A 25,322-nucleotide genomic window follows, 5' to 3' on the forward strand; every position below is an offset into this window, starting at 1 on the left:
CCGGTCCCCTCGCGCTTCGGGGCCGGGTCGGGGACACTGGAACCGTCGAGGTTCAGGTGAGACGACCTACTGGGGGAGCCCACGTCATGGCGAGCATGTCCGCTGTCAACTCCAAGATGCTCATGTTGTTCTCCGGGCGTGCCTACCCGGAGCTGGCCGAGGAGATCGGCAAGCACCTCGGGGTCGCGCCGACCCCGATGAGCGCCTACTCCTTCGCCAACGGCGAGCTCTTCGTGCGCTACCAGGAGTCGGTCCGCGGCTGCGACGCCTTCGTCGTGCAGTCCATGCCCGCCCCGATCAACGAGTGGGTCATGGAGACCCTCATCATGATCGACGCGCTCAAGCGCGGCTCGGCCAAGCGCATCACCGTCGTGCTGCCGTTCTACCCGTACGCGCGCCAGGACAAGAAGCACCGCGGCCGCGAGCCCATCTCCGCGCGCCTCATGGCCGACCTGCTCAAGACCGCCGGCGCCGACCGCATCCTCACCGTGGACCTCCACACCGCCCAGATCCAGGGCTTCTTCGACGGCCCCGTCGACCACCTCTTCGCCATGGGCACCCTCGCCCGCTACGTCGAGGAGAAGTACGCCGACCGCCAGATGGCCGTGGTCTCTCCCGACACCGGCCGCGTGCGCCTCGCCGAGCGCTGGTCCGACCGGCTCGGCGGCTGCCCGATCGCGTTCGTGCACAAGACCCGCGACCCGCTCAAGCCCAACCAGGTCGTCGCGCACAAGGTCGTCGGCGACGTCGAGGGGCGCACCTGTCTTCTCATCGACGACATGATCGACACCGCCGGCACCATCTGCTCCGCGGCCGAGATGCTCGCCGAGTCCGGCGTCGAGGACATCGTGATCGCCTCCACGCACGCGATCATGTCCGGCCCCGCCGTCGAGCGCCTCGCCAAGGCCCCCGTCAGCGAGGTCATCGTCACCAACACCCTCCCGCTCCCCAAGGAAGCCCAGGACCTGGAGAAGATCACCACCCTGTCCATCGCGCCGCTCGTCGCGAAGGCCATCTGGGAGGTCTTCAACGACGGCTCGGTCACCACCCTCTTCGGCGGTCTCTCGTAAGTCACATATCGACGCCCGTGTCAAGCCTGATCTGACGCGCGTAGTACTCTGGTGGGGTTGCCGACGGCGAGGGTGTCCTCCAGAGGGCGCCGTAATCGACGCAAAGGCGTAGGTCTTTTCAGGGCTGCTGTGCCCTTCTGAATGCCGACGTGAGCGTCGAGCGCCGCATGAAATGTTGCTAAAAAACAGGGGAGTATTTCCGTGTCCGAAGTTCGTATCAGCGCCGAGCCTCGCACTGACTTCGGGAAGGGCGGTGCCCGCCGTACGCGCCGGGCTGGAAAGGTTCCCGCGGTGGTCTACGGCCACGGCGAGAAGCCGCTCCACATTTCCCTTCCCTCGCTCGAGCTCGCCGCCGCCATCCGCAAGGGCGGCGCCAACCAGCTCATCGCGATCGAGGTCACCGACGGCACCCGCGAGCTGGTGATCCCCAAGGACATCCAGCGCGACCCGCTGCGCGACGAGATCGTCCACGCCGACCTGCTGATCGTCCGCCGCGGCGAGAAGGTCACCACCGAGGTCCCGCTGTCCTTCACCGGTGAGGTGGAGAAGGGCGGCCTGGTCGTGCACGAGCTCACCGCTCTGTCCGTCGAGGCCGAGGCGACCCACATCCCCGAGTCCATCGAGGTGGACCTCGAGGGCCTGGCCATCGGTTCGCAGCGCATCGTCTCCGAGATCACCGCGCCCGAGGGCGTCGTCATCCTCACCGACGGTGAGCAGACCGTCGTCACCGTGAGCGAGCCGCGCGGCGAGGCCCCGGCCGAGGACGAAGAGGCCGCCGAGGCCGAGGAAGCCCCGGCCGAAGCCGCCGCCGAGTAAGCACTCGACATGACCGACACCCCGACGCTCGTGGCCGGCCTGGGCAACCCCGGACCGAAGTACGCCGCGAACCGCCACAATGTCGGTTTCATGGTCGCCGACGCGCTCGCCCGGCGCGTCGGCGCCCGTTTCGCCGTGGCCCGCAAGGCCCGCGCCGAAGTCTGCGAGGCCCGCTTGGGGGTAGGCGGGCCTCGCGTCATTCTCGTCAAACCGCTGACGTACATGAACCTCGTCGGCGAATCCGTGGCACCGCTCGCCCAGTACTTCGGGGTCCCGCCCGAATCGGTGATCGCCGTCCACGACGAGCTCGACGTCCCGTTCGGCGAACTCCGCCTCAAGCGCGGCGGCGGCGAGGGCGGCCACAACGGCCTCCGCTCCCTCACGAAGTCCCTGGGCACCAAGGACTACGCCCGCATCCGCTTCGGCATCGGCCGCCCGCCGGGCCGCCAGGACGCCGCCGACTTCGTCCTCAAGGACTTCGCCAAAGCCGAGCGCCCCGAGGTCGAACTCAACATCGAACTCGCCGCCGACGCGGTCGAGGCGATCATCGAAAAGGGCTTCGTGCTGGCGCAGAACCAGTTCAACGCCGCGAAGCAGAATTGAACCGGCGCCCCGGTAACGCGCCTCCCGCTTGACCTCCCCAGTGGACTGAATCTCACGTACTCCGCAGGGTGACAATCCCGTCACCCAACGTCCCGTCGCTCGTTATCCGGGCATGACAGTGGTTGCGGACTCGACGGCTTCCGAAGGCGTGCACGACCTCCCTGCCAGGGGACGCGTCTATTCCATAGGACCCCAAGCGACCCGGCCCTACGGCGGCCCGCCCACCTGGCAGCGCAAGTACTTCGCGGGCATCATCGCCTCCGACGTCACCGCCGGCATCCTCGGCGCGGCCCTGGCCTTCTTCGCCCGCTTCGGCCACGTCAACGACGGCACCCGCGTCTACGCCCTCGCCCTGATCGCCCTGCCCGCGGTGTGGATCGCGGCGCTCGGCCTCTCCCGCGCCTTCGAGAAGCGCTACCTCTTCGTCGGCACCGAGGAGTACCAGCGCATCGTCCACGCCGCCGTCGCGCTCACCGCCGCCGTCGCCATCGTCTCCTATGGACTCGAGCTGCCCACGTCCCGCGTGTTCGTCCTCATCGCGATCCCCACGGCCGCAGCCTGTTCCACCGTCGCCCGATTCGGCTGGCGCAAATGGCTCCACCGCATGCGCCGCGGCGGCCGCTGCATGAAGCGCGTCGTCCTCGTCGGCCACGAGTCCTCCGTCGCCGCCCTCATCGTCCAGCTCCGCCGCGAGCACTACCACGGCCTCAACGTCGTCGCGGCCTGCCTGCCCACCGACGAGCCCCGCGGCGCACTCCTGGACTTCGACACCCGCATCCGCGGCAGCTTCGACCGCATCGCCGAAGCCGTCGCCGCCGAACGCGCCGACACGGTGATCGTCCTGGGCTGCCCCGAAATCGACGGCCAGGCCCTCCGCCGCCTCGCCTGGAAGCTCGAACGCAGCGAAGTCGACCTCATCGTCGCCTCCGCCCTCGTCGACGTCGCCGGCGACCGCACCACCGTCCGCCCCGTCGACGGCCTCCCCATGCTCCATCTCGACCACGCCCGCCTCACCGGCGTCCGCCGCCTCGCCAAAGAAGCCGTCGACCGCATCGGCGCCGCCATGCTCCTGCTCGCGCTCTCCCCGCTCCTCCTCACCGCCGCCTTCCTGATCCGCTGCACCTCAGCCGGTCCCGCCCTCTTCAAACAGGAGCGCATCGGCAAGGACGGCCAGCCGTTCACGATCTGGAAGTTCCGCACCATGCACCTCGACGCCGAACGCCGCCTCGCGGAGATCGCCCACCTCAACGAAGGCGACGGCGTCCTCTTCAAAATGAAGGACGACCCCCGCATCACCAAAGTCGGCAAATACCTGCGCCGCTTCTCCATCGACGAGTTCCCCCAACTCGTCAACGTCCTCAGAGGAGACATGAGCCTCGTCGGCCCCCGCCCCCCGCTCGCCATCGAAGTCGCCGCCTACGAATCCGACATGCGCCGCCGCCTCGCCGTGAAACCCGGCATGACCGGCCTCTGGCAGGTCTCCGGCCGCTCCGACCTCCCTTGGGAAGAGGCCGTGCGCCTCGACCTCCGCTACGTCGAGCACTGGAACCTCTCCCTGGACTTCGTGATCCTGCTCCGCACGGTGACCGCCATCCTGCGCCCGCAGGGCGCCTACTGACCCGGAAACGGTCGACGCCCCGCCCGGCTCAGCCGGGCGGGGCTTTCGCTTCCGCGCCGGCGAAGACGCGAGAACACCGCGGTCACACGGTGTTGCATCGAACCGTTAAAATCGAGACGGTTTTGCAGAACTTTCGCCCGAATACACCCCGGAGGTCCCCGCCGTGGCTCAGCGCATTCTCGATCCCGCCTACCTGGAGGCGTACCGCGACGAACTCGCGGCGCGCTTCAACTTCGTGACTGAGAAGCTCCAGCTGCTTCGTACTGGTGAGGAGTTGGGAGTCGAGCCCGGGTTCGGTCTCCTCGACTCGTCGCAGCAGGCCCGCCGCGACTACGCGGCAGCCCACGAAGAGGTGTGGAACAACCTGCAGAAGCTACGCGCGGATCTATACGGCGCGATCGTGACCATCAACGAGTCGCTGGGTGTCCACACCGATGCCGAAGAATTGAACCTGACCGAGTTCAACGCCAGCCAATCCGACGTCGAGAACAACTCTTAGGACACCGGACCTGATGAAGTCCTCTGCTTTCAAAATCCTCGCCGCGACCGGCACCGCGGCACTCCTTCTCAGCGGCTGCAGTCTCGTCGAACGAGGCGGCGACACCTCTGGCGACGCCAACGGTGACGGTGGCGGCAACGCCGTTTACGACGAGATGTCTTCCTGGGACGCGTGTGAAGTCCTCAGCAACCTCCAGCCCATTACGGAGTACATGGGGATTGAGGGATACGGATCATCTACCAGCACTGGTGGCGAACCGAGCAGTGCTGAGATCGGCAACACCTGGGATCCCGAGTCCATCGGCTGCAACGATCTCATCAGCATCTCCGCCGCAGACGAGTACGCCAGCACCATGGGCGGCGGCGAGATCAAGGTCAAGATTGTTCCCACTGAGAGCGAAGAGCAGGCCACGACCGCCTACGAAGACCGTGTCGCAACCGCAGAGTCGGAGGCGGCCAAGGGCACTGACGCGCAGGCTGAAGAGTTCGGCGATCCTTGGGATCAGGGAGCCTTGATCTCCTGGACCGGCAGCGCTGAGAGCCCAAACGTGGAAGTGATCGCGCGCGATGGCCAGTGGGTCTTCCACATTCAGCTGAACTACGGCGCCGACTTCGGCCTGCGGAACGAGGGCACTCCGGCGTACCAGTTCACCAGTGACGAACTGAACCAGTGGTTCGTCGATACCTATCTTCCTGAGGTCAACCAGACCGTCAACGACCGGATTGCGGAGGTTCAGTAGTCATGGGCGACAACATCGAATTCCAGACCGAGGACTACGCAGGCAACGCCGACCTTGCAGGTCAAGAAGCCATTGACAGTCAACAGTCGATGGCGGACGGTGCCTATCTCGGTGGCGACCCCTGCCCTAACGGCGATTGCCAGAACACCCACAACCCTGCCGAGGACGCATGGGTCAAGTTGGTCTCGGCGATTCCCGTAGCGGGCCAGATCTCGAACTTGAAATGCGTTGCCACAGGCACCGCCGCTCCCAGCCAGGACGAGGTTCAGTCCTTGGTGGCCCAAGTCCGGCCCGCTGACCCCGACAAATACGCGCTCAAGGAAATCGCGCTCAAGTGGGGGATGTTCAACAACGACTTCACCGACAACGAAGGCACCGCCGTCGCGCCGATCCTCCGATCCAAGCTGACCGAGCTGTCGAATGGCTGGCAGGGCAACGACTTCGATGCCTTCGCAGAGCAGATGGAGGCGGTGTTCGCAAACTGCGAGCAGATCTCTTCTGACATCGGTACGGAAACCACCGGCATGGTTGGCCTGCTCAACCAAAAAGGCGACGAGATCTACAACCTCCAGGGTGGCGGCTCCGGCGAGCTGCCTTACCCCGCGCCCCAGTACTGGGTCGAGGACGAGGGCAGCCTCTTCACCGACACCAAGATCCACGTCCGTCCCCCGTTCCACTCCGGCGAGTGCGAGATCAGCGACGGTTGCGCACTCGATGGCGAGGATGACGGCGTCAAGGGCGCCATGGAAATGGGCGGGTTCGACGGTGAGTACACCAACGAGCTGAACGAGTATGTCGTCGACCAAACCGAGTACCACTACACGCGCCTCAAGGCCGAGCACGTCAACGGCGTCGACACGAAGGGCATGGATGCCGAGGAGAAGGCCGAAGCGACCACGCTGACCCCTTCTCAGGAGTCCTCTCTGCGCGCTCAGGCCGAGCAGCTGGCTCGGCAGGACGCGAATGAGCGTGCCCAGCAGGACTACGCGGAAGGCTCGCAAGACTATGAGGCACGCGCGGCGGAACAGAACGATTCAGTCACCGCCCGCTGGCAGGACGCCGAGACCTCCGCGTCCGAGTTCGTCCCGACGGTGCAGCCGTCCGGGGACACGACCTTCCGCGAATCTGCAGGCGACCTGAGCGGTTCCGGCTACTCGCCGCCCGGTGGCGGTGACTGGAACGGCTCCGTCAACAGTTCCGGCAGCGCTGGTCTGACCCCGCCCGCAACTTCGAACAACTTCGGTGGCGGCAACGTCCCGAGCGGCTCCAACACCGGAACCGACACCGGACTCAACCCGTGGGAGTCCTCCACCGACGATGACGAGGACACCTCCGGCGGTCTCGCCTCGGGCGGGGGCCTCGGTGCCGGTTCCGGCACGCTGACGGGTCCGGGCCTCGGCACCGGCGCTGGCGGCGGCGGCATGGGTGCGGGCGGCGGTGGCCTCGGCCCCGGTTCCGGGCTCTTCGGTCCCGCCACTGGCGGCGCCGGCAGCATGACGGGCATGACCGGAGCGGGGGGCGCGGGCCGTGGCGCCGGTGCGGGCGGTGTCGGCAAGGGCCAGGGCCTCTTCGGCAAGGCCGCTGGAGCGGGTGGCCGTGCGGGCGCCGGCGCCGGCGGCATGATGGGCGGCGGCCGCGGCGCGAACGGCGTGGGCGACGACGAGGAAGCCAACACCGGTACCTGGCTCACCGAAGACGAGGACATCTGGGGCCTCGCCCGCTTCAACGACGAGAACGACCCGCTCGTGTAAGTATCGAGCGCAAACGCAAGGGCACGAAACCAAGCCGTAAGGGAGAGACCCTCCCACGGCTGAGGTTTCATGCCTCGATCGACTCGTGCCCGCCCGATTCCGTCGCAAACTCACGTCGGGCGGGCATGATCGCCTTCTCTTGCGTGTCAAAACGATCGCACGTCTTGAGTGATATCCCGACATATGGAAGCGTTCCAATGGGGTCCTCGCGCGCGACCGACTGGATGGATTTCATTCGTGCTGAACAACGAACCCTCAGACCTCGCCGATAGGTCTGCCCGACTCCAACGAGCGATCACCGAGATCGAAGCAGACGTCGTCGCTGAAGACGGCGCGATCCGAGTCATCGTCGGAGCAGGAGGCCGGATTCGCAAAATCGACCTGGGCTTGCAGGCTTTCGAGTTCTCCGCTGCCGAACTGGGGCCGATCGTGGCCGAGACGATCCGTGCAGCGGAGCGATCGGTTGACGTGAAGGCGCAGGAAATCGTTCGATCGATGCTGGGCGAGCAGTTCGTGCGCTCGGCTGCCAAGGATGAGAAGGACAACGCATGACCGGCGGCGCCGACCGACCGAGACCGCATGAGATGCTGGCCCGCCTCGAGCAGATGGAACAGAGCGCCGAGCAGATGCTCTCCAAACTCGAAGCGCTGCAGGGGGAGCTATGCGCTGAGGCAGTGGAGGTCCACTCCGAAGACGGCTTCATTCGAGTCAAGCTCGACAGCGACGGCCTTGTGGACGAGGTGGAAATCCATGAGTACGCGATGCGATTCAGAAACGCTCTGGGCGAACACATCCGTCAGACAGTGATGCATGCGAAGCAGGTCCATGCGGACAGGGCGGCTGAGATGGCCAAGCGTCTGCTCGGCGAGACGCTCGATGTGCAAGCCATCCTCAATCAATACCGCACTTGAGCCGGACCCCGGAGATCCTTATGTCAGACAACGAATCCCACGCACAGGACGATTCCGTCCTCCGACAGCGCCTCGATGAAGCCGGGGTCGACGCCTCAGGAATTCCATACGGAGACCAAGCACTTGACGGTGCCGAGGCGGCTATCTACGGCCCGGGGGACGATAACGCAGAGCAGTACGGCTCCGATATCAGCCAGTACACGGAGGCATCCGGCTACGAGGCCGGCTCGCACACCTCGACCCAGGTTCCGTTCGTCAAGAGATTCACCTCTGCCGCCGACGCAATCGATCAGGCTTTGTCGGGCGACACCGCGGCGAAGGACGTCGGTTCTGAGCTGACCGGCCTCATGACGGGCCTGACCATGGACGCATTCAAGTTCATGAAGGACCCGATCTACGCGCTCGCGAGCGCCGGGGTCACCATTGTCATGGACTTGGTCCAGCCCTTGGACGACCTGGTGCTCATGGTGACCGGCGACGACGGCGAGATGCAGCGCCAGGTGGACCTGTTGACGCAGGTGCAAACCGCACCTGATGCACTCGACGATGAGATCATCGCTGACGTCGACGGCAACCTCCAGACCTGGGATGGGGAAGCGGCGGACCGGGCCAGCAACGAGATCGGAGGGGTCGCCGCGTCGGCACGGGCGATCGCTCACGGAGCCGGAAGCATGGCTCAGCTTCTCGATTGGGCGCGGCTGCTCGCGATCACGGTGTACGAGGTCATACAGGCGATCCTTTCCGAGCTGGTGGCCTGGCTGATCACCCGCGGTCTGGTGGCGCTGGCCACGGCCACCGTGACCGCAGGCGGCTCCGTCGCAGTGTTTCTCCTGAGCGCCGCCATCAAAGCCGCAAGAATGCTTCTGCGCGGAACGAAGAAGTTCCGACTCGGCAAGCAGGCGTTCGAGACCATGCAGGTCGGACTCTTCAAAATCGGCTTCAAGGACCCGCTGCGCGCGAAGATCTGGGTGAACGTGTTGCTCTCCGCAGGTAAGGGACTCGGAGCCGCTGCTGCGGCCGAGTGGGAGAACATCGTCCAAGGGCTGGTCGCCACAGTCCCGGATCGAACCGGGACCATCACCGAGGCTTCCAGCGGCTCGTACGACGGCTATGCGGTCGATCCGGCGGAGCTGCGCGCAGCCGCATCGGCCCTCGACAATCGAGCGCCGAACGCCGATGCGATTTCGACTGCGGCCGCTGAAGCCGGCGCGGCAGAAATGACCTGGGGACTTACCGGGCTCTTCTTCGAGCAACCGTACGCTGAAGGGTGCGCGACCCTCATCGAGCAGATTGACGGACTTGCAGAAGCGATCCGGGGGGAGGCTTCCAAGCTTCGGGACTGCGCGGACACCTACGAGCAAGCTGACTCGGAATCCCAGAGCGACCTCGACGGTGCTGCGGCACAGATCGGGAGTTAGCGTGGCCGTGGGAGAGTACCGGGCGTTCGATCCCGCCAGTGACGGCATCGCTCTCTTGCACGAGCGCTATCTGCATCCCGGTGAGGTCGTCCGGTGGACGGCACAGCGGGCAGAGGAATCCTATTTCGTCGACGGGCTGCGGGAGAATGGGAAGCCCCGCCGTCGCGGGCCGCTGCGAGTGCTTCTTGCTCCCGTCAAAGCCGTGTGGACGGTTTTCCTCCGGATCGCCGAGTTCTCCGCTTGCCTTTCCGACTTCGACTTCTCGAATTATCCGAGGCGGAAGCGGCTGCCGACCGTGATCGTCTTCGGCGGGACACCGGACTGCACGGCGGTTGTTCGCTCACAGCCCTCGCATGGGTCTGATCAGGGCCTTTGGCTGCTGACCGATCGTCGGTTCGCGGTGGTGTCCTTCACTTCGCTGCTCGAGTCCGGCCAGCGCGAGCCGTTCCTCGAACTGCGGAATCGGGTCGGCCGTCCCGCTGAGCCGATGCGATTTCAGGTCGAATTCGAAGTCGCAGCCGCGCAGATCCGCTACCAACCCCACGCTGAACGCCGTTTTTCGCGGAAGTACCGGCCTCGGAGCGCGATGTATCACCGGGTGCTCCTGTCCGACGAATCCGGCTTCGACATCGACCCGGGTCCGACCCGGGGGCGACATGCATGATCACCGAGTGGGAGGACGAATGACCCACGCGCCTCAAGTGCTCGTCGGCCCTGTACCGGCGGAGCGAAAGCCCGCAGCTGTGGGTGGTCTCCAGTCGGCGGTGGTCGTCATCGCGCCGGGTGGGATGAACTATGGGTCGAGGGAGCCTCTATGAAGTACCGGGATTTTCAGATTGGGCGGGATTTGCCGGCTGTGTTGGACGGCGGGTTCTTGGTGTCTGGCGAGTCGATCGTGGTGTTCGCGGTGAGGGACGCGTTCACGTTCAGTTTCGAGGTGCCCGGCCGGGAGGTTCGCCGTAAGCCGACGGGGGAGGAGGGCAAGCCGAGGGTGGGCGCGGTTGTGAAGAGCCCGTTGGCGGCGGGACTGGCCGTGCAGGTCGCCGATGGGTTGGTCTCGCCGAAGGCGGGTGTCGTTCTCACCGATCGGCGTCTCACCGTTTTCAAGCTGGTGCCTGCCGATCCGAGTCTGAAGGAGCCGTCGTTCATGGACGGGCTCAGGGATCTGGGGCGGACGTTGCGGGGGAAGGAGGAGTTTCCCGCTTATCCGATGGCCTGTTCGACGGTCGTGGAGTTCTCCTCGTCGGTCGCGCAATACCAGGGTGTGCACAAGGAGAAGCCGACGAACTGCGTCAAGGCGGACTACCACCGGATCGCGTTTCAGGACGGGTCCGTGCTCGGTCTTCTGGCCTGAGGGGCGCCTCGGATTCGGGCGGGCTGGAAACGCGAGGGGTTTCCGCATGTCGGGATCGGGTGGCCCAATATTTGGGCGTGGTTGGGCTGCAGCGTAGACTGGCGCGCATGCATGACGCCCCTGACTCCGCTTCGGCGACCGGAGTTCCTACCGCTGCGCCCGAGGCCGCTTCGCCTGGTGATGTCGCGTTCGCGGCGGAGCTGGCGACCGGGGCGGGGGAGTTGCTGCTCAAGCTCCGGGAGGAGATGGGCTTCGCCGACCCCAAGGCGCTCAAGGCCGCCGGGGACAACAGGGCCAATGACTACCTGCTGGGGCGCCTCGCCGCCGAGCGGCCTGGGGATGCCGTGCTCTCCGAGGAGGGCAAGGGCGAGGCCGGGCGGGTAGGTACCGAGCGGCTGAGCGCCGACCGGGTGTGGATCATCGATCCACTTGATGGGACGCGCGAGTACTCCGAGGCAGGTCGTGACGACTGGGCCGTGCATGTCGCATTGTGGGAACGGGGTCATGGGCTGACGGCTTCGGCTGTAGCGCTCCCTGCGCAGGGTGTGACGTTGCGCACCGATGAGGTGTACGCGGTGCCCGCGCCCCGCGAGGGGAAGCCCCGGATCGCCGTGTCCCGCACCAGACCACCGGCTGAAGCCGAGGCCGTGGCCGCCGCGCTCGGGGCGGAACTCGTCCCGATGGGGTCGGCCGGAGCCAAGGTCATGGCCGTGGTCGCCGGTACAGTTGACGCTTATGTGCACGCCGGCGGGCAGTTCGAATGGGACTCCGCCGCACCCGTAGGGGTGGCTCTGGCCTCCGGCTGGCACGCCACGCGGATCGATGGCGCCCCGCTGCGGTACAACAATGCCGACCCGTACCTTCCGGACCTGCTGGTCTGCCGCCCCGACCTGGCCGGGCCCGCGCTCGAGGCCATCCAAGGGACGAACTGACCACCCGGTTCCCGACCGGACCCTACGACAACCGAACACCCCAGAACCGGGGTCAGCCGAGAGGAGCATTGCGCCGGTGAGCGACTACCGCATCAGCCACATCGCCGCGCTGGAGGCCGAGGCGATCTTCATCTTCCGTGAAGTCGCGGCCACCTGTCAGCGGCCCGTGCTGCTCTTCTCCGGCGGCAAGGACTCCATCGTCATGCTGCACTTGGCGCAGAAGGCCTTCGCCCCCGCACCCATCCCCTTCCCGGTCATGCACGTCGACACCGGCCAGAACTTCGCCGAGGTCATCGAGTACCGCGACCGCCGCGTGGCCGAGACCGGCGTCCAGCTCCTCGTCGCCTCCGTCCAGGACGCGATCGACCGGGGCATGGTCACCGAGCCGCCGGACGGCACCCGCAACCGCATCCAGACCCCCGTGCTCCTGGAAGCGGCCGAGAAGTACCAGTTCGACGCCCTCTTCGGCGGCGCCCGTCGCGACGAGGAGAAGGCCCGCGCCAAGGAGCGCGTGTTCTCCTTCCGCGACGACTTCGGCCAGTGGGACCCCAAGAACCAGCGTCCCGAACTGTGGAACCTGTACAACGGCCGGGTCCACCCGGGCGAGCAGATCCGCGTGTTCCCGCTGTCGAACTGGACCGAGCTCGACGTCTGGCGCTACATCGGCGCCGAGGACATCCCGCTCCCCGACGTGTACTTCGCCGCCGAGCGCGAGGTCGTGGACCGCGGCGGCATGCTCTACGCCGTCAACGAGTTCATCCGGCCGCGCGAGGGCGAGGAGGTCTTCTCGGAGAAGATCCGCTACCGCACCGTCGGCGACGCGACACTGACGGCCGGCGTCCGCTCGGACGCGACCACGATCGACGAGATCATCGACGAGGTCGCGGCCACGCGCATCACCGAGCGCGGCGCGACCCGCGGTGACGACAAGACCTCCGAGGCCGCGATGGAAGACCGGAAACGGGAAGGCTACTTCTAATGACGGACACCCTGACCTCCCGCGAGGACACGCACGAGCTGCTGCGCTTCGCCACGGCCGGTTCGGTGGACGACGGCAAGTCGACCCTCATCGGCCGCCTCCTGTTCGACTCGAAGGCGCTCTTCGACGACCAGTGGGACGCCGTCGAGGCCGTCAGCGCCGGCCGCGGCGACGAGTACACCGACCTCGCCCTGCTCACCGACGGGCTGCGCTCCGAGCGCGAGCAGGGCATCACGATCGATGTCGCGTACCGGTACTTCTCCACGCCCGAGCGCAAGTTCATCATCGCGGACACCCCCGGCCACATCCAGTACACGCGCAACATGGTCACCGGCGCCTCGACCGCCGACCTCGCGCTGATCCTGGTCGACGCCCGCAAGGGCCTCGTGGAGCAGTCGCGCCGCCACGCGTTCCTGTGCTCGCTGCTGCGCGTGCCGCACATGGTCCTGTGCGTCAACAAGATGGACCTCGTGGACTACGACGAGGCCGTCTTCAAGAAGATCGAGAACGAGTTCAAGGCGTTCGCCACCAAGCTCGAGGTGCCGGACCTGACGGTCATCCCGATCTCGGCCCTCAAGGGCGACAACGTGGTCAACCGCTCCGAGAACATGCCCTGGTTCCAGGGCCCGAGCCTGCTCCACCATCTGGAGAAGGTGCACATCGCCTCGGACCGCAACCTCGTGGACGTGCGCTTCCCGGTCCAGCACGTGATCCGGCCGCACTCCAACGACAACCACGACTTCCGCGGCTACGCCGGCCAGGTCGCCTCCGGCGTCATGAAGCCCGGCGACGAGGTCATGGTGCTGCCGAGCGGCTTCACGTCCCGCATCGCCTCGATCGAGACGGCCGACGGCCCGCTCGAAGAGGCCTTCCCGCCCTTGAGCGTCACCGTGCGCCTCGAGGACGAGCTGGACGTCTCCCGCGGCGACATGCTCTGCCGCCCCGGCAACCAGGCCCGCGTCTCGCAGGACATCGAGGCGATGGTCTGCTGGATGGACGAGTCGCGGCCGCTGAAGCTGCGCGGCAAGTACGCCATCAAGCACACCACCGCCGACGTGCGCGCGATCGTCAAGGACGTGCAGTATCAGCTCGACGTCAACACGCTCCACCGCGACGAGGCCGCGACCGAGCTGAAGCTCAACGAGATCGGCCGCGTCACGCTTCGCACGACCAAGCCGCTCCTGTGCGACGACTACCGCCGCAACCGCGCCACCGGCGGCTTCATCATCATCGACGAATCCGACAACCGCACCGTGGGCGCCGGCATCATCGTCTAAGCGCCGCAAGCGAAATCGGGGCCGACCGCATCTGCGGTCGGCCCCGATTCCTTTGCTCCGATCATGACGACGGTCACTCAGCTTCACTTGCGTGTAGCAGAGTCAATGCATGAATCGCGCGCTGCGCTCCAATAACGTTTCATGTCATGGTCACCCATTCACATGAGGTCCCCATCCGCCTGTTCCAGGCCCGCCCGGAACTCGCGGCAGAACTGCTCGTCAAGACACTCGGCGCTGCGATCCCCGCGTACGCCAGCGTATTGCCCGAATCGGAGGCGCTCACCAACAACGACCCGCTCGAACTCAACTGCGACAACGCGACCGTGTTCCGCAACGAGGCCGGGGTACCGGTCTTCGCCGTCATCATCGAAGTCCAGCGCGGCAAGGACGATCGGAAGCATTTCAGCTGGCCGATGTACGTGACGATCCTCCGGGCCCGTCTCCGGTGCCCGGTGCGGCTGCTCGCGATCTGCACCGACGCGGCAACGGCGGACTGGGCGCGGAGGGCGATCGAAATCGGACCGCCCGGCTTCACCCTGCTTCCTGATGTCATCAACCCGGAGGATCTTCTGGAGATCGACGAGGACCACTCCAAGGAAACGGTGGAGATCCTGATTCTCAAGGCGGCCTGCGGCGGACCGCAGGCCGAACGCGTCGCCCACCGGCTCGGCCGGAGGCTCATCGAGCTTTCCGAGCCGGACCGGCAGCAGTATGCTGGATGGGCGCTGCAACTTCTATCGACCGAAGCATGCGACGTCTTGGAGGACTACATGAGCATGACCTACCGGGAGTACCTCGAGAGCCCTGCAGGCAGGTTGGAACTCAAGGGCGAGGCACGAGGCGAAGCGCGCGGCATGGCGCGCGGCAAAGCCGAAGCCGTACTCGAGATGTTCGAGCTCCGTGGTATCGAGGTCTCTGAGGCCGTACGGGAGCGCATTCTCGCCTGCACCGATCCGGAGCAGGCGGACCGCTGGTTCACCAGTGCCTTCAGTGCCTCCTCCGCGGAGGAGATCTTCGGCTGACGAGCACCTTTGGCCTTGGGGCCGACCGCAGCTGCGGTCGGCCCCTTTTTCACTGCCGCCGCTCGTAGGTCTTGCGGAGTCCGACGGGGGCTTTGATCAGCCAGGCGTCTTCGATGAGGTCGGTGAGGCGGGGTTCGTCGATGCGGTCGAGGTGGATGAGGATCATGGCGTAGCCGTCGTAGTGGGGCGTGGTGTAGAAGGCGGGGTCGGCGGAGGCGAGGAGGGCGGCTTTCTCGCTGGGGTCGCAGACGAGGGCGAGGCCGCCTTCGGCCTCGGTGCGGAGGCGGGCGAAGAAGCGGCCCTTGACTTTGAGCGAGGGGGTCTGCCAGCTGGTCGTCTCCTCGACTTCGGGGAGGCGTTTCGCGATGGCCACTACGTCGTCCCAGGTCGGCATCAGGACTCCTCTCGTCACCACCATGGTCCCGCACGGGTGTGACACGGAGGGGTGGATCAGGGGTTGATCCAGTTGCCGATCGAGATGAGGGTCGCGGCGGAGGCGCCGAGGACCGCGGTGGCGACGACCGCGGCGGCGAGGAGGCGCAGCGGGGTCTGGGTCCAGTCGGGGATGACCTGGTGGCGCATGGCGGGCAGGGAGCCGGTGCCCGGTTCGGGCTGGGGGGCCTGCTCGGCGGGCGGGATTTCCTCGGGCTGGGGGCGCCGGAAGTTGGACGTGTCGAGGAGCTGCGTGTCGCCGTTGACGCCGTTGTCGACGCGGACGTGGTCGACCTGGACGGAGACGGGGCCGACCGAGCCGCGGACGCCGTCGCCGACGCGGGCGAACTGGGCGGTGTCGCCCGGGCGGTAGCCGCTCAGGCTCGGGCGGGAGTGCTCGCCGGTGAGGCCGGACGCCGAGCTCTCGCGGCCGACCCGGGGGACCGACCAGTTGCTGAAGCCCGTTTCAGGGCGCGGGGCCGACTGCTCGCGGGGCTGGGAAGGGCTGTGCGAGGTGAAGTCTTGGCCTGAACCGTAGGAGGACGACGGTTCGGAGAAGCGGCTTTCGGGCTCGGGTTCCTGGGATGCCGAGGTCTCCCAGCTGTAGCGGTAGCGCGAGCGCGATTCCTGGCGCGGCGGCGGGTCGGCGACCGTGTCGACCTGGATCGTGCGCTGCTCGTCGGTGCGGCCGTCGCCGACGCGGGGGAGTTCCCCCGTGGTCGGGTGCGACGGGTCGCCGTATCGAGGCCCCCACTGGTCGCTCACAGCCGCATTCCTACTCTTCGACGGCGTTCAGGATGTTGTCGCGGTGGTTCTCGAGATTCTCGATCTCGGACTGCTGGTTGCTGATCGTGCGCCGCGCGGCGGTCTCGACCAGTTCGTTGTCGGTGCGATCGAGCGCGGCCCGGGCCATGTCGACGCCGCCGACGTGGTGGGCGATCATGAGGTCCGCGAACATGACGTCGGCTTCGGCCCCGGTGAGGGACTTGAACTCCTCCATCTGCTCGTCGGTGGCCATGCCCGGCATGAGCCCGCCGGTCTCGGCGCTGTCGTGGGCGTGCTCGTCGCCCGCCCACGCCATCGGCTCGCCGCTGGAGAGCTCGACGCCCCAGTCGCGCAGCCACGTCCGGTACATGCCGATCTCGGTGGACTGCGTGGTGGCGATGTCGTACGCGATCGTCCGCATCGCCGTGTCAGAGCCGTTCGCCCACTCGTACATGGCCATCTCGACGGCTTGCTGGTGGTGCGTCTGCATGTCGCGCGCGAATCCGGCCTCGACGGAGTCGTTGCCGGGGGCGGAGGTGCCCGCCACCCAGCCGACCGCGAGTCCTGCGGTCAGCATGAGGACCGCGGTGATCGCGATCAGCAGTGCAGGCCTCCGCCACAAGCGGCTCATTCGTGTTCCTCTCTTGGCGGGCGCTCCCCGAATAAGAGCGCCCGCGTCCTACTTGCCTAACGAGCGTCGCCCCGAAAGGTTCGCGTCCGTCAGCCGGTCGGCATCTGCTGGTCGGCCGTGGTCGTGGTCAGACCGTTGGCGCACTGGGCGCCCGGCTCGGCCGCGTTGTCGGCGTTCTGGATGTAGAAGTCCATGAACTCGTCGATCTTCGGGTCGTTGATGTCGTCCGTCTTGTACTGGACGCCCCACGCCTGCACCGAGACCGCCACGCCCATCTCCGGGTAGGGGCTCATGAGGGAGAAGTCGCGGCCCTCGACCTTCTTGGCGAGCACCTCGATGCCGTCGCCGTCGACCAGCGCCGGGTCGTAGGTGAGCCACACCGCGCCGTGCTCGAGGGAGTGGACGGCGTTGCCGTCCATGATCGGCGCGTCGTACACCGAGCCGGTGCACGTCTGCCACTGGCTGAGGTGGTTGCCGCCCGCGGGCGGGGTGATCTCGTACTCGGGGACCGCCATGGGGTCCTCGCCGTCGATGTGGGTCTGCTGGACGACCCACGGGTTCTCGAGGTCCTCCTCCTTGATGTCGCCGTCCTGAAGCGCAGCGGTGACCTCGGAGTAGTTCTTGTACTCGCCGTAGAAGTCGGTGACCCCTTCCGGCGGCTGGCTGCGATCCCAGACGACGAACACCGCGGCCCCGATGAGGCCGAGGGCGACGACGCCGACGCCGGTGAAGGTCCAGATCAGGCCCCACGGCTTCGGCTGCTTGACCTGCACGGCGCGGCCGCGGCGGGCGTTCGCGGGCGCCGAGGACTTGCTCAGGCCGCCCTTGGTGTCGCCCTTGGCTGCGTCCTTCTTGGCGGCCGGGCCTTTTTCAACGACTGCGCCTTTGCCGGTGCTCTTGCCGGAGCCCTTGCTGGCGGTCTGCTTCTTCGATGCCATATCGCGGGGAGAGCCTTATTCGTCGAGTTCGGGATGAGCCGGAGCGGAGCCGGGGAGGGCCCGGTGTGAAGTCCACTCGCGTACGCCACCTTACCCGGTCGGCCCAGGGCACTCCCTTAGAGCGCGCCCCGAACCGACTTCCGGCGACCCGCCTAAGGCGCGGTCGTCGTCACACCGCCGGAGCAGGTCGCGTTCGGCTCAGGGTTGAACCGCTCGTTCAGGACGTACACGTCCAGGTACTCGCTGATCCTCGGATCGGACGGGTCCTCGGTCTGGTACCGGTTCCCCCACGACTGGAGCGACACCGCCACCCCCTGACCCGGGTACGGGCTCATCAGGGAGTAGTCGCGGGCGCTGATCAGCAGCGCCAGCGCCTCCACATCGGCCGGCTCGACGAGGTCGGGGTCATAGGTGAGCCACACCGCGCCGTGCTCCATCGAGTGGACCGCGTTCCCGTCGACGACCGGGCCGTCGTACACCGAGCCGTTGCACGTCTGCCACACCGAGAGGTGGTTCCCGCCCGCCGGCGGCTGCAGGTCGTACACCGGGTTCTGGCCGTCCCAGGTGTTCAGGGTGTCCACGTGCTCCTGCTGCGCCACGAACGGGAACTCCAGATCCTCGGCCGTGGTCTTCCCGTCCTGGATCGCCGTCATCACGCCGACGTAGTCGCCGTACTCGCCGTAGAAGCTCTCCACCCCTTCGAGTTCGCCCGGCCCGGCGGCGGTCGTCTGCTCGGCCGCGGAGCCGTCGCCCGCGTCCCCGCCCTGGTCGAGGGTGCATCCGGCCAGCGCGCTGAGCGCGAGGGCGGCGGCGAGGGCGGTCCAGCGGTACTGAGGCGGGCGCATGTTCGAAGCCTTCCGTCGTGGTTGCACAGAAGCAACCTACCCGTGCAGGCCACAAGGGGGTTTATCACTCGCGGGCGCGGAAGGGCGGCGTCTACGATTACCGGGTGACTCCTGAGACGCTCGCAGAGAAAGTGCTGTCCGCTACGCGCACCGCGTTCGAGGCCCTGGGCCTGGACGCCGCCGTACTGCCCGCCCAGACGGCGGTGGAGCGACCCAGGGACCCCAAGCACGGCGACTACGCCTCCAACATCGCGCTGCAGACCGCCAAGAAGGCCGGCACGAACCCGCGCGCGCTCGCCGAGAAGATCGCCGAGCTCCTGGCCGCGACCGAAGGCGTCGCCAAGGTCGACATCGCCGGCCCCGGCTTCCTCAACATCACCCTCGACGCGGCCGCCGCGGGCGAGATCGCCGGGAAGATCGTCGCCGCGGGCGACTCCTTCGGCACCAACAACTCCATGGACGGCGTCTACGCCAACCTCGAGTTCGTGTCCGCCAACCCGACCGGCCCGATCCACGCCGGCGGGACCCGGTGGGCCGCCATGGGCGACTCGCTCGCCCGGGTCATGCGCGCCTCCGGCGCGAAGCTCACCGCCGAGTACTACGTCAACGACGCGGGCGCGCAGGTCGAGCACTTCGCCGGGTCCCTCCTGGCCCGCGCCAAGGGCGAGCCGACCCCGGAGAACGGCTACGTCGGCGCGTACATCGACGACATCGCGGCCGACGTCCTCAAGCGGCGGCCCGACGCGCTCGACGCCGAGAACCCGCTCGATGTCTTCCGGACCGTCGGCCTCGAGCTGATGCTCGAGGAGATCAAGGGCACCCTGGCCGACTTCGGCACTCACTTCGACGTGTTCTTCAGCGAGAAGGACCTGCACGACCGGGGCGAACTCGAGAAGGCCGTCGAGCGGCTGACCGAGCTCGGCCACGTCTTCGAAGCCGATGGCGCACTGTGGCTGCGCACCACCGACTTCGGCGACGACAAGGACCGGGTCCTCAAGAACTCCAAGGGCGGCTGGACCTACTTCGCCGCCGACTGCGCCTACTACCTCGACAAGCGCGAGCGCGGCTTCGAGAAGCTCGTGCTCATGCTCGGCGCCGACCACCACGGCTACGTCGGCCGCATGCAGGCCATCAGCCAGGCGTTCGGCGACGAGCCGGGCACCCTCGAGATCCTGATCGGCCAGTTCGTCAACCTGCTCAAGAACGGCGAGCCGATCCGGCTCTCCAAGCGGGCCGGGAACATGATCACCCTCAATGACGTGGTCGAGGCCGTCGGCGTCGACGCCGCCCGGTACGCGCTCACCCGCTACTCCGCCGACTCGACGATCGACCTCGACATCGACCTGTGGACCAAGCACGGCAACGAGAACCCGGTCTACTACGTGCAGTACGCGCACGCCCGAACCTCCGGCGTGCTCCGCAACGCCGCCGAGCGCGGCGTCGAGAAGGGCGAGGGCTACGACGCCTCGCTCCTGAGCCACCCGCGCGAGTCCGACCTGCTCAAGGCCCTCGCCGAGTTCCCGGCCGTTGTCGCGACCGCCGCCGAGCTGCGCGAGCCCCACCGGGTCGCCCGGTACGCCGAAGAGCTGGCCGCCGCCTACCACCGGTTCCAGCACGACTGCCGCGTCCTGCCGTTCCCCGACGAGGAGACCACCCCGGTCAACCAGGCCCGCCTCTGGGTCGTCGACGCCACCCGCGTCGTCCTCGCCAACGCCCTCGGCCTGCTCGGCGTCTCCGCCCCGGAGCGGATGTAATGCGGACCCACGAAGCCGGCGCACTGCACGGCGACTTCGATTACTCCGCGCTGCGCCCCGGCTGGCTCGGCGTGCCCGACGACGTCAACACGCTCATGCCGCAGCTGTGGGCCGCGAACGTCGAACGCGCCGACGACGGCGTCCTCCACATCGGCGGCCTCTCCGTCGAGAAGCTCGCCGCTGAGTTCGGCACGCCCGCGTACGTCTTCGACGAAGACGACTTCCGCGCCCGCTGCCGCGCCTGGACCGAGGCCTTCGAAGGCGCCGACGTCTTCTACGCCTCCAAGGCCTTCTGCTCCAAGGCCGTGCTCCGCGCCGCCGCCGAAGAAGGCCTCTTCGTCGACGTCTGCACCGCCGGCGAACTCGCCGTCGCGCTGGCCGCCGGGCTCGAACCGGCCAAGCTCGGCCTCCACGGCAACAACAAGTCGCTCGCCGAACTGCGCCAGGCCGTCGAACTCGGCCTCGGCCGCATCGTCGCCGACTCCTTCACCGAGATCGAGCGCCTCGAAGCGATCGCCGCCGAACTGGGCACGCGCGCCAACGTCATGGTCCGCGTCAACGTCGGCGTCGAAGCGCACACGCACGAGTTCATCGCCACCGCCCACGAGGACCAGAAGTTCGGCTTCTCCCTCGCCGGAGGCGCCGCCTACGAGGCCGCGAGCCGCGTCATCAACGCCGCGCACCTCGACCTCCTCGGCCTGCACTCGCACATCGGCTCCCAGATCTTCGACACCGCCGCGTTCGAGATCTCCGCCGCCCGCGTCGCCCGCCTCCACGCGAAGCTCCAGGACGACTTCGGCGTCTCCATCCCCGAGATGGACCTCGGCGGCGGCTTCGGCATGGCCTACACCAGCCAGGACGACCCGCAGGCGCCCGCCGACATCGCCGCGTCCCTGCGCAAGATCGTCGACGAGGAGTGCGCCGCCGCCGGCATCGACGTCCCGCGCCTCTCCATCGAGCCCGGGCGCAGCCTCATCGGCCCCGCCATGTTCACCCTCTACGAGGTCGGCACCGTCAAGCCCGTCACCCTCGCGGGAGACGCCGCCCGCCTCTACGTCTCCGTCGACGGCGGCATCAGCGACAACATCCGCACCGCCCTCTACGACGCCACCTACTCAGCGACGCTCGCCTCCCGCTCGTCCGGCGCCACGCCCGCACTCGCCCGAGTAGTGGGAAAGCATTGCGAAGCCGGCGACATTGTTGTTAAAGATGAATTCCTCCCGGCCGACGTCGCGCCGGGCGACCTGATCGCGGTCCCTGGAACCGGCGCCTACTGCCGCTCCATGGGCTCGAACTACAACCACGTGCCCCGCCCCCCGGTCGTCGCCGTCCGGAACGGCGAGGCGCGTGTGATCCTGGCGCGTGAAACCGTCGACGACCTGCTACGGCTCGACGTCGGCTAGACACGCCCACACCAAGAGGAAGAGGGACACCAGCGATGAAACTCGCGCTACTCGGATGCGGCAACGTCGGCAGTGAAGTCGTGCGCCTCATGCGAACGCGCGGGGAGGAGCTGGCGTCCCGAGTAGGGGAACCGGTCGAGATCGTCGGCATCGCCGTCCGCCGCCTCGACCGCGACCGCTCGCACCTGCCGGTCGAGAAGGACCTGTTCACCACCGACGCGCTCGGCCTCGTCAAACGCCCCGACGTGGACATCGTCGTCGAGGTCGCCGGCGGCATCGAGCCCGCCCGCACCTGGATCACCACCGCGCTGGCCGAGGGCAAGTCGGTCGTGACCGCGAACAAGGCCCTGCTCGCCGAGGACGGCCCGGCCCTGTCGGCCGCCGCGAAGGCCGGCGGCGCGGACCTGTACTACGAGGCCGCCGCCGCGGCCGCGATCCCGCTGATGCGCCCGCTGCGCGAGTCGCTGCACGGCGACACGATCAACCGCGTGCTCGGCATCGTCAACGGCACCACGAACTACATCCTCAGCCAGATGACGCAGACCGGCGCCGCGTTCGAGGAGGCCCTGGGGGAGGCCACCGAGCTCGGCTACGCCGAGGCCGACCCGACCGCCGACGTCGACAACTACGACGCCGCCGCGAAGGCCGCGCTCATCGCCTCACTCGCGTTCCACACCCACATCGACCTGGGCGACGTCTACCGCGAGGGCATCCGGGACGTCTCCGCCGCCGACATCGCGTCCGCCGCCGCCCAGGGACGGGTCGTCAAGCCCCTCTGCATCGCCACCCGGGAGGCCGACGGCGTGTCCGTGCGCGTCCACCCGGCGATGATCCCGGCGACGCACCCGCTCGCGAACGTCAACGGCGCGTACAACGCCGTGTTCGTCGAGGCCGAGTCCGCCGGCCGCCTCATGTTCTACGGAGCGGGAGCGGGCGGCACCGAGACCGCCTCGGCCGTGCTCGGCGATATCGTGGCCGTGGCGCGCAACAAGCGGGGCGGGATGACCGCGTTCCCGCCCGAGGCCGCCTACCAGGACCTCCCGGTGAAACCCATCGGCGAGGCCCGCACCCGGTACCACGTCAGCCTCGACGTGGTCGACGAGCCCGGCGTGCTCGCCCGCGTGGCGGCCACCTTCGCCCACCACGGCGTCAGCCTGGCCACCGTCCATCAATCCGGCCAGGGCGATGAGGCCCGGCTCGTGGTCGTCACCCACACGGCCGCCGACAAGCAGTTGTCGGACACCGTGGAGGAACTGTCGCAACTGACCTCGGTGCACCAAGTCGCCTCGGTCATGCGCGTCGAAGGAGAATAGGACCCGATGTCCGCATCGAGCATGCGCCCGGGGTGGCGCGGCCTCATCGAGGAATTCCGCGACCGGCTGCCGGTCACCGACGCCACCCCCGTCGTCACCCTGCAAGAGGGCGGCACCCCTCTGCTGCCCGCCCCGGTCCTCTCCGCGAAGACCGGCTGCGACGTCTTCCTCAAGGTCGAAGGCCTCAACCCGACCGGTTCGTTCAAGGACCGCGGCATGACGCTCGCGGTCTCGAAGGCCGTCGAGGACGGCGCGAAGGCCGTCATCTGCGCCTCGACCGGCAACACCTCCGCTTCGGCGGCCGCGTACGCCGCGCGCGCCGGGATCACCTGCGCCGTGCTCGTCCCGGCCGGGAAGATCGCCCTGGGCAAGCTCGCGCAGGCCCTGGTCCACGGCGCGAAGCTCATCCAGCTCGAGGGCAACTTCGACGACTGCCTCATGGTCGCGGACAAGCTCTCGCAGGACTACCCGGTGGCGCTCGTCAACTCGATCAACCCGGTGCGCCTCCAGGGCCAGAAGACCGCCGCGTTCGAGATCGTGCAGGTCCTCGGCGACGCCCCGGACCTCCACGTGCTGCCGGTCGGCAACGCCGGGAACATCAGCGCCTACTGGATGGGCTACACCGAGGACGCCGAGGACGGCAACGCCACCAAGCGCCCCCGCATGCTCGGCGTGCAGGCCGCGGGCGCCGCGCCGATCGTCGAGGGCCACGTCGTGGAGCACCCGCAGACGATCGCCACCGCGATCCGCATCGGCAACCCCGCGTCCTGGACCAAGGCCCTGGACGCCGAGAAGGAGTCGGGCGGCAAGATCATCGCCGTCACCGACCGGGAGATCCACGCCGCGTACATGCTGCTCGCCCGCAACGAAGGCGTCTTCGTGGAACTCGGCTCCGCCGCTTCGGTGGCGGGCCTGCTCAAGCAGGCCGAGGCCGGTTGGGTCGAGAAGGGACAGACGATCGTCTGCACCGTGACCGGCAACGGGCTCAAGGACCCCGACTGGGCGGTCTCCACCGCGCCGCAGCCGCAGACCGTCCCGGTCGACGTGGCCAAGACCGCCACCGCGCTGGGGCTGTAGTTGGAGGCCTTCGCAACTGGGCCCCGCGCCACCGTGCGCGTCCCGGCCACCTCAGCCAACCTCGGCCCCGGCTTCGACTCGCTGGGCCTCGCGCTCGACCTCTGCGACGAGGTCACGGCCGAGGCCACCAGCGGCACCGCGATCGCCGTCGAAGTCCAGGGCGAAGGCGAGGGCACCGTGCCCCTCGACGAGCGCCACCTCGTCGCCGCCACGATGCTGCGCACCTTCAAGCACCTCGGCCTCTCGGCCCCCGGCCTGAAGATCAAGTGTCGCAACCGGATCCCGCACGCCCGCGGGCTCGGTTCCTCCTCGGCGGCGATCGTCGCGGGCATCATGCTCGCCGACGCGCTCGCCGGCGCCGGCATGACCCGCACGCAGAAGTTGGTCCTCGCCAGCGAGATCGAGGGCCACCCGGACAACGTGGCCCCGTGCCTCCTCGGCGGCTTCACCATCGCCTACACCACTGAGGACGGTGCGAAGGCGATCAGCCTCGACCCGTCGCCGCGCGTCCACCCGTGGGCGTTCGTGCCGCAGTCCAAGGGCCTGACCGCGGTCGCCCGCGCCGCGCTGCCCGAGAAGGTCCCGCACACCGACGCGGTCTTCAACCTCTCCCGGTCCGCGCTGCTCGCCGCCGCGATCACCCACCACCCCTCCCGGCTGTTCGAGGCCACGGACGACCGGCTCCACCAGTCGTACCGGGCCAAGGGAATGCCGGAGAGCACGCATCTGCTGAGGGCGCTGCGCTCCGCCGGCATCGCCGCGGCGATCTCCGGTGCGGGTCCGACCGTGCTCGCCCTGACGGTCGACGACGCGCGCGTCCCCGAAGTCCCCGCGGGCTTCGAGGCGATGCGCCTGGAAGTCGCCGACGGGGCGGTACAGGTCGCGACCTCCCCGAACGAGTGATCCTCGGGTCCGTTGTCGGGAATGGCGAGAGTGCGCTACCATTCCAGTTAGACGACCACCCGGTGTCGTGACTGCTCGAAGCCTTGCTTATGCTTGTAGTCACAACAGCTGCGGCGCATCCAGCGCACGCCTGATCTCTTGTTTGGGTCATCACCCTCAACCATGGATTTGTGACTTTGCATAGCTCCAGCGTGGCATGGCACGGTTTCGACCAAGGAACAGTCGCTGTCCGCTTGTGGCGCCGGGCCTCCGCCCGGATCGGATCGCAAAGG

Annotated in this window: 26 protein-coding genes; 21 read left to right on the top strand and 5 right to left on the bottom strand. The window is 67.8% G+C overall.

What is annotated here, in order from left to right; all coding sequences use genetic code 11:
* The first annotated feature begins 86 nt into the window (after positions 1-86).
* The 16 genes from AB0K52_RS01265 to AB0K52_RS01340 all read left to right on the top strand — a co-directional run bounded on the left by AB0K52_RS01265 (position 87) and on the right by AB0K52_RS01340 (position 14,989).
* Entirely contained in the window at positions 87-1,070 is a 984-nt protein-coding gene (locus AB0K52_RS01265) for a ribose-phosphate diphosphokinase (protein WP_208495346.1), read from the top strand.
* A gap of 201 nt (positions 1,071-1,271) precedes the next feature.
* Positions 1,272-1,886, top strand: coding sequence for a 50S ribosomal protein L25/general stress protein Ctc (locus tag AB0K52_RS01270; RefSeq protein WP_363524441.1), 615 nt, complete (start codon positions 1,272-1,274; stop codon positions 1,884-1,886).
* 9 nt (positions 1,887-1,895) lie between these two features.
* The gene (pth, locus tag AB0K52_RS01275) at positions 1,896-2,489 is read left to right on the top strand and encodes an aminoacyl-tRNA hydrolase (protein WP_363524444.1); all 594 of its coding nucleotides are present in this window, start codon (positions 1,896-1,898) and stop codon (positions 2,487-2,489) included.
* Between the two features lie 112 nt (positions 2,490-2,601).
* Entirely contained in the window at positions 2,602-4,107 is a 1,506-nt protein-coding gene (locus tag AB0K52_RS01280) for a sugar transferase (RefSeq protein WP_363524447.1), read from the top strand.
* Between the two features lie 163 nt (positions 4,108-4,270).
* Positions 4,271-4,606 carry a hypothetical protein gene (locus tag AB0K52_RS01285; protein WP_363524450.1) on the top strand — a complete coding sequence of 112 codons (336 nt, stop codon included), beginning with the start codon at positions 4,271-4,273 and terminating at the stop codon, positions 4,604-4,606.
* A gap of 13 nt (positions 4,607-4,619) precedes the next feature.
* Positions 4,620-5,345 carry a hypothetical protein gene (locus tag AB0K52_RS01290; RefSeq protein ID WP_363524453.1) on the top strand — a complete coding sequence of 242 codons (726 nt, stop codon included), beginning with the start codon at positions 4,620-4,622 and terminating at the stop codon, positions 5,343-5,345.
* Between the two features lie 2 nt (positions 5,346-5,347).
* Positions 5,348-7,096 carry a hypothetical protein gene (locus AB0K52_RS01295; RefSeq protein ID WP_363524456.1) on the top strand — a complete coding sequence of 583 codons (1,749 nt, stop codon included), beginning with the start codon at positions 5,348-5,350 and terminating at the stop codon, positions 7,094-7,096.
* A gap of 237 nt (positions 7,097-7,333) precedes the next feature.
* Positions 7,334-7,648 (top strand): YbaB/EbfC family nucleoid-associated protein, encoded by a 315-nt coding sequence (locus tag AB0K52_RS01300; protein WP_363524459.1) that lies wholly within the window; start codon positions 7,334-7,336, stop codon positions 7,646-7,648.
* Complete coding sequence (locus AB0K52_RS01305) at positions 7,645-8,007, top strand: YbaB/EbfC family nucleoid-associated protein (RefSeq protein ID WP_363524462.1); 363 nt, start codon at positions 7,645-7,647, stop codon at positions 8,005-8,007. The genes AB0K52_RS01300 and AB0K52_RS01305 overlap by 4 nt, the downstream gene beginning before the upstream one ends.
* 20 nt (positions 8,008-8,027) lie before the next feature.
* Positions 8,028-9,425: a type VII secretion target gene (locus AB0K52_RS01310; protein WP_363524464.1), complete on the top strand. Its 1,398-nt coding sequence runs from the start codon at positions 8,028-8,030 to the stop codon at positions 9,423-9,425.
* A 1-nt stretch (position 9,426) separates the two neighbouring features.
* Positions 9,427-10,089 (top strand): hypothetical protein, encoded by a 663-nt coding sequence (locus tag AB0K52_RS01315; protein WP_363524467.1) that lies wholly within the window; start codon positions 9,427-9,429, stop codon positions 10,087-10,089.
* A gap of 150 nt (positions 10,090-10,239) precedes the next feature.
* A complete protein-coding gene (locus tag AB0K52_RS01320; protein WP_363524470.1) occupies positions 10,240-10,779 on the top strand; it encodes a hypothetical protein in 540 nt (179 codons plus the stop codon).
* A 107-nt stretch (positions 10,780-10,886) separates the two neighbouring features.
* Positions 10,887-11,711, top strand: a complete 825-nt coding sequence (locus AB0K52_RS01325) for a 3'(2'),5'-bisphosphate nucleotidase CysQ (RefSeq protein WP_363524472.1) — start codon at positions 10,887-10,889, stop codon at positions 11,709-11,711.
* 67 nt (positions 11,712-11,778) lie between these two features.
* The gene (cysD, locus tag AB0K52_RS01330) at positions 11,779-12,690 is read left to right on the top strand and encodes a sulfate adenylyltransferase subunit CysD (protein ID WP_363525022.1); all 912 of its coding nucleotides are present in this window, start codon (positions 11,779-11,781) and stop codon (positions 12,688-12,690) included.
* Positions 12,690-13,967, top strand: a complete 1,278-nt coding sequence (cysN, locus tag AB0K52_RS01335; protein ID WP_208495336.1) for a sulfate adenylyltransferase subunit CysN — start codon at positions 12,690-12,692, stop codon at positions 13,965-13,967. Before cysD ends, cysN begins: the two co-directional genes overlap by 1 nt.
* Positions 13,968-14,113: 146 nt before the next feature.
* Complete coding sequence (locus AB0K52_RS01340; RefSeq protein WP_363524475.1) at positions 14,114-14,989, top strand: hypothetical protein; 876 nt, start codon at positions 14,114-14,116, stop codon at positions 14,987-14,989.
* Between the two features lie 49 nt (positions 14,990-15,038).
* On the opposite strand, the gene AB0K52_RS01345 is transcribed toward AB0K52_RS01340, so the two are convergent.
* The 5 genes from AB0K52_RS01345 to AB0K52_RS01365 form a co-directional block, all read right to left on the bottom strand.
* Complete coding sequence (locus AB0K52_RS01345) at positions 15,039-15,383, bottom strand: MmcQ/YjbR family DNA-binding protein (RefSeq protein ID WP_363524478.1); 345 nt, start codon at positions 15,381-15,383, stop codon at positions 15,039-15,041.
* A gap of 56 nt (positions 15,384-15,439) precedes the next feature.
* Entirely contained in the window at positions 15,440-16,186 is a 747-nt protein-coding gene (locus AB0K52_RS01350; RefSeq protein WP_363524481.1) for a hypothetical protein, read from the bottom strand.
* Between the two features lie 10 nt (positions 16,187-16,196).
* Complete coding sequence (locus AB0K52_RS01355; RefSeq protein ID WP_363524483.1) at positions 16,197-16,817, bottom strand: DUF305 domain-containing protein; 621 nt, start codon at positions 16,815-16,817, stop codon at positions 16,197-16,199.
* 89 nt (positions 16,818-16,906) lie between these two features.
* Positions 16,907-17,755, bottom strand: coding sequence for a DUF3105 domain-containing protein (locus tag AB0K52_RS01360; protein ID WP_363524486.1), 849 nt, complete (start codon positions 17,753-17,755; stop codon positions 16,907-16,909).
* 152 nt (positions 17,756-17,907) lie between these two features.
* On the bottom strand, positions 17,908-18,600 hold the full coding sequence (locus tag AB0K52_RS01365) for a DUF3105 domain-containing protein (protein WP_363524489.1): 693 nt from the start codon (positions 18,598-18,600) through the stop codon (positions 17,908-17,910).
* A gap of 104 nt (positions 18,601-18,704) precedes the next feature.
* Between AB0K52_RS01365 and argS the strand changes: the two genes are divergently transcribed.
* From argS to thrB, 5 genes are read left to right on the top strand one after another with little or no spacing between them, the layout of a single operon-like run.
* Positions 18,705-20,354, top strand: coding sequence for an arginine--tRNA ligase (gene argS, locus AB0K52_RS01370; protein ID WP_363524492.1), 1,650 nt, complete (start codon positions 18,705-18,707; stop codon positions 20,352-20,354).
* Positions 20,354-21,757 (top strand): diaminopimelate decarboxylase, encoded by a 1,404-nt coding sequence (lysA, locus tag AB0K52_RS01375; protein WP_363524494.1) that lies wholly within the window; start codon positions 20,354-20,356, stop codon positions 21,755-21,757. The genes argS and lysA overlap by 1 nt, the downstream gene beginning before the upstream one ends.
* A 35-nt stretch (positions 21,758-21,792) precedes the next feature.
* Positions 21,793-23,070, top strand: a complete 1,278-nt coding sequence (locus AB0K52_RS01380) for a homoserine dehydrogenase (protein ID WP_208495327.1) — start codon at positions 21,793-21,795, stop codon at positions 23,068-23,070.
* A gap of 21 nt (positions 23,071-23,091) precedes the next feature.
* The gene (gene thrC / locus AB0K52_RS01385; protein ID WP_363525025.1) at positions 23,092-24,147 is read left to right on the top strand and encodes a threonine synthase; all 1,056 of its coding nucleotides are present in this window, start codon (positions 23,092-23,094) and stop codon (positions 24,145-24,147) included.
* Complete coding sequence (gene thrB / locus AB0K52_RS01390; protein WP_363524497.1) at positions 24,148-25,050, top strand: homoserine kinase; 903 nt, start codon at positions 24,148-24,150, stop codon at positions 25,048-25,050.
* Positions 25,051-25,322: the final 272 nt, after the last annotated feature.

The sequence above is a fragment of the Glycomyces sp. NPDC049804 genome (assembly GCF_040674615.1).
GTDB classification, from domain to species: Bacteria; Actinomycetota; Actinomycetes; order Mycobacteriales; family Micromonosporaceae; genus Glycomyces; species Glycomyces niveus.

What these genes read in the sequence shown, in the direction of transcription:
- AB0K52_RS01265 (WP_208495346.1), top strand. Translation starts at nt 87, where the DNA reads ATGGCGAGCATGTCCGCTGTCAACTCCAAGATGCTCATGTTGTTCTCC.
- pth (WP_363524444.1), top strand. Translation starts at nt 1,896, where the DNA reads ATGACCGACACCCCGACGCTCGTGGCCGGCCTGGGCAACCCCGGACCG.
- AB0K52_RS01280 (WP_363524447.1), top strand. Translation starts at nt 2,602, where the DNA reads ATGACAGTGGTTGCGGACTCGACGGCTTCCGAAGGCGTGCACGACCTC.
- AB0K52_RS01290 (WP_363524453.1), top strand. Translation starts at nt 4,620, where the DNA reads ATGAAGTCCTCTGCTTTCAAAATCCTCGCCGCGACCGGCACCGCGGCA.
- AB0K52_RS01295 (WP_363524456.1), top strand. Translation starts at nt 5,348, where the DNA reads ATGGGCGACAACATCGAATTCCAGACCGAGGACTACGCAGGCAACGCC.
- AB0K52_RS01305 (WP_363524462.1), top strand. Translation starts at nt 7,645, where the DNA reads ATGACCGGCGGCGCCGACCGACCGAGACCGCATGAGATGCTGGCCCGC.
- AB0K52_RS01310 (WP_363524464.1), top strand. Translation starts at nt 8,028, where the DNA reads ATGTCAGACAACGAATCCCACGCACAGGACGATTCCGTCCTCCGACAG.
- AB0K52_RS01320 (WP_363524470.1), top strand. Translation starts at nt 10,240, where the DNA reads ATGAAGTACCGGGATTTTCAGATTGGGCGGGATTTGCCGGCTGTGTTG.
- AB0K52_RS01325 (WP_363524472.1), top strand. Translation starts at nt 10,887, where the DNA reads ATGCATGACGCCCCTGACTCCGCTTCGGCGACCGGAGTTCCTACCGCT.
- cysN (WP_208495336.1), top strand. Translation starts at nt 12,690, where the DNA reads ATGACGGACACCCTGACCTCCCGCGAGGACACGCACGAGCTGCTGCGC.
- AB0K52_RS01340 (WP_363524475.1), top strand. Translation starts at nt 14,114, where the DNA reads ATGGTCACCCATTCACATGAGGTCCCCATCCGCCTGTTCCAGGCCCGC.
- AB0K52_RS01345 (WP_363524478.1), bottom strand. Translation starts at nt 15,383, where the DNA reads ATGCCGACCTGGGACGACGTAGTGGCCATCGCGAAACGCCTCCCCGAA.
- AB0K52_RS01355 (WP_363524483.1), bottom strand. Translation starts at nt 16,817, where the DNA reads ATGAGCCGCTTGTGGCGGAGGCCTGCACTGCTGATCGCGATCACCGCG.
- AB0K52_RS01360 (WP_363524486.1), bottom strand. Translation starts at nt 17,755, where the DNA reads ATGGCATCGAAGAAGCAGACCGCCAGCAAGGGCTCCGGCAAGAGCACC.
- AB0K52_RS01365 (WP_363524489.1), bottom strand. Translation starts at nt 18,600, where the DNA reads ATGCGCCCGCCTCAGTACCGCTGGACCGCCCTCGCCGCCGCCCTCGCG.
- lysA (WP_363524494.1), top strand. Translation starts at nt 20,354, where the DNA reads ATGCGGACCCACGAAGCCGGCGCACTGCACGGCGACTTCGATTACTCC.
- AB0K52_RS01380 (WP_208495327.1), top strand. Translation starts at nt 21,793, where the DNA reads ATGAAACTCGCGCTACTCGGATGCGGCAACGTCGGCAGTGAAGTCGTG.
- thrC (WP_363525025.1), top strand. Translation starts at nt 23,092, where the DNA reads ATGCGCCCGGGGTGGCGCGGCCTCATCGAGGAATTCCGCGACCGGCTG.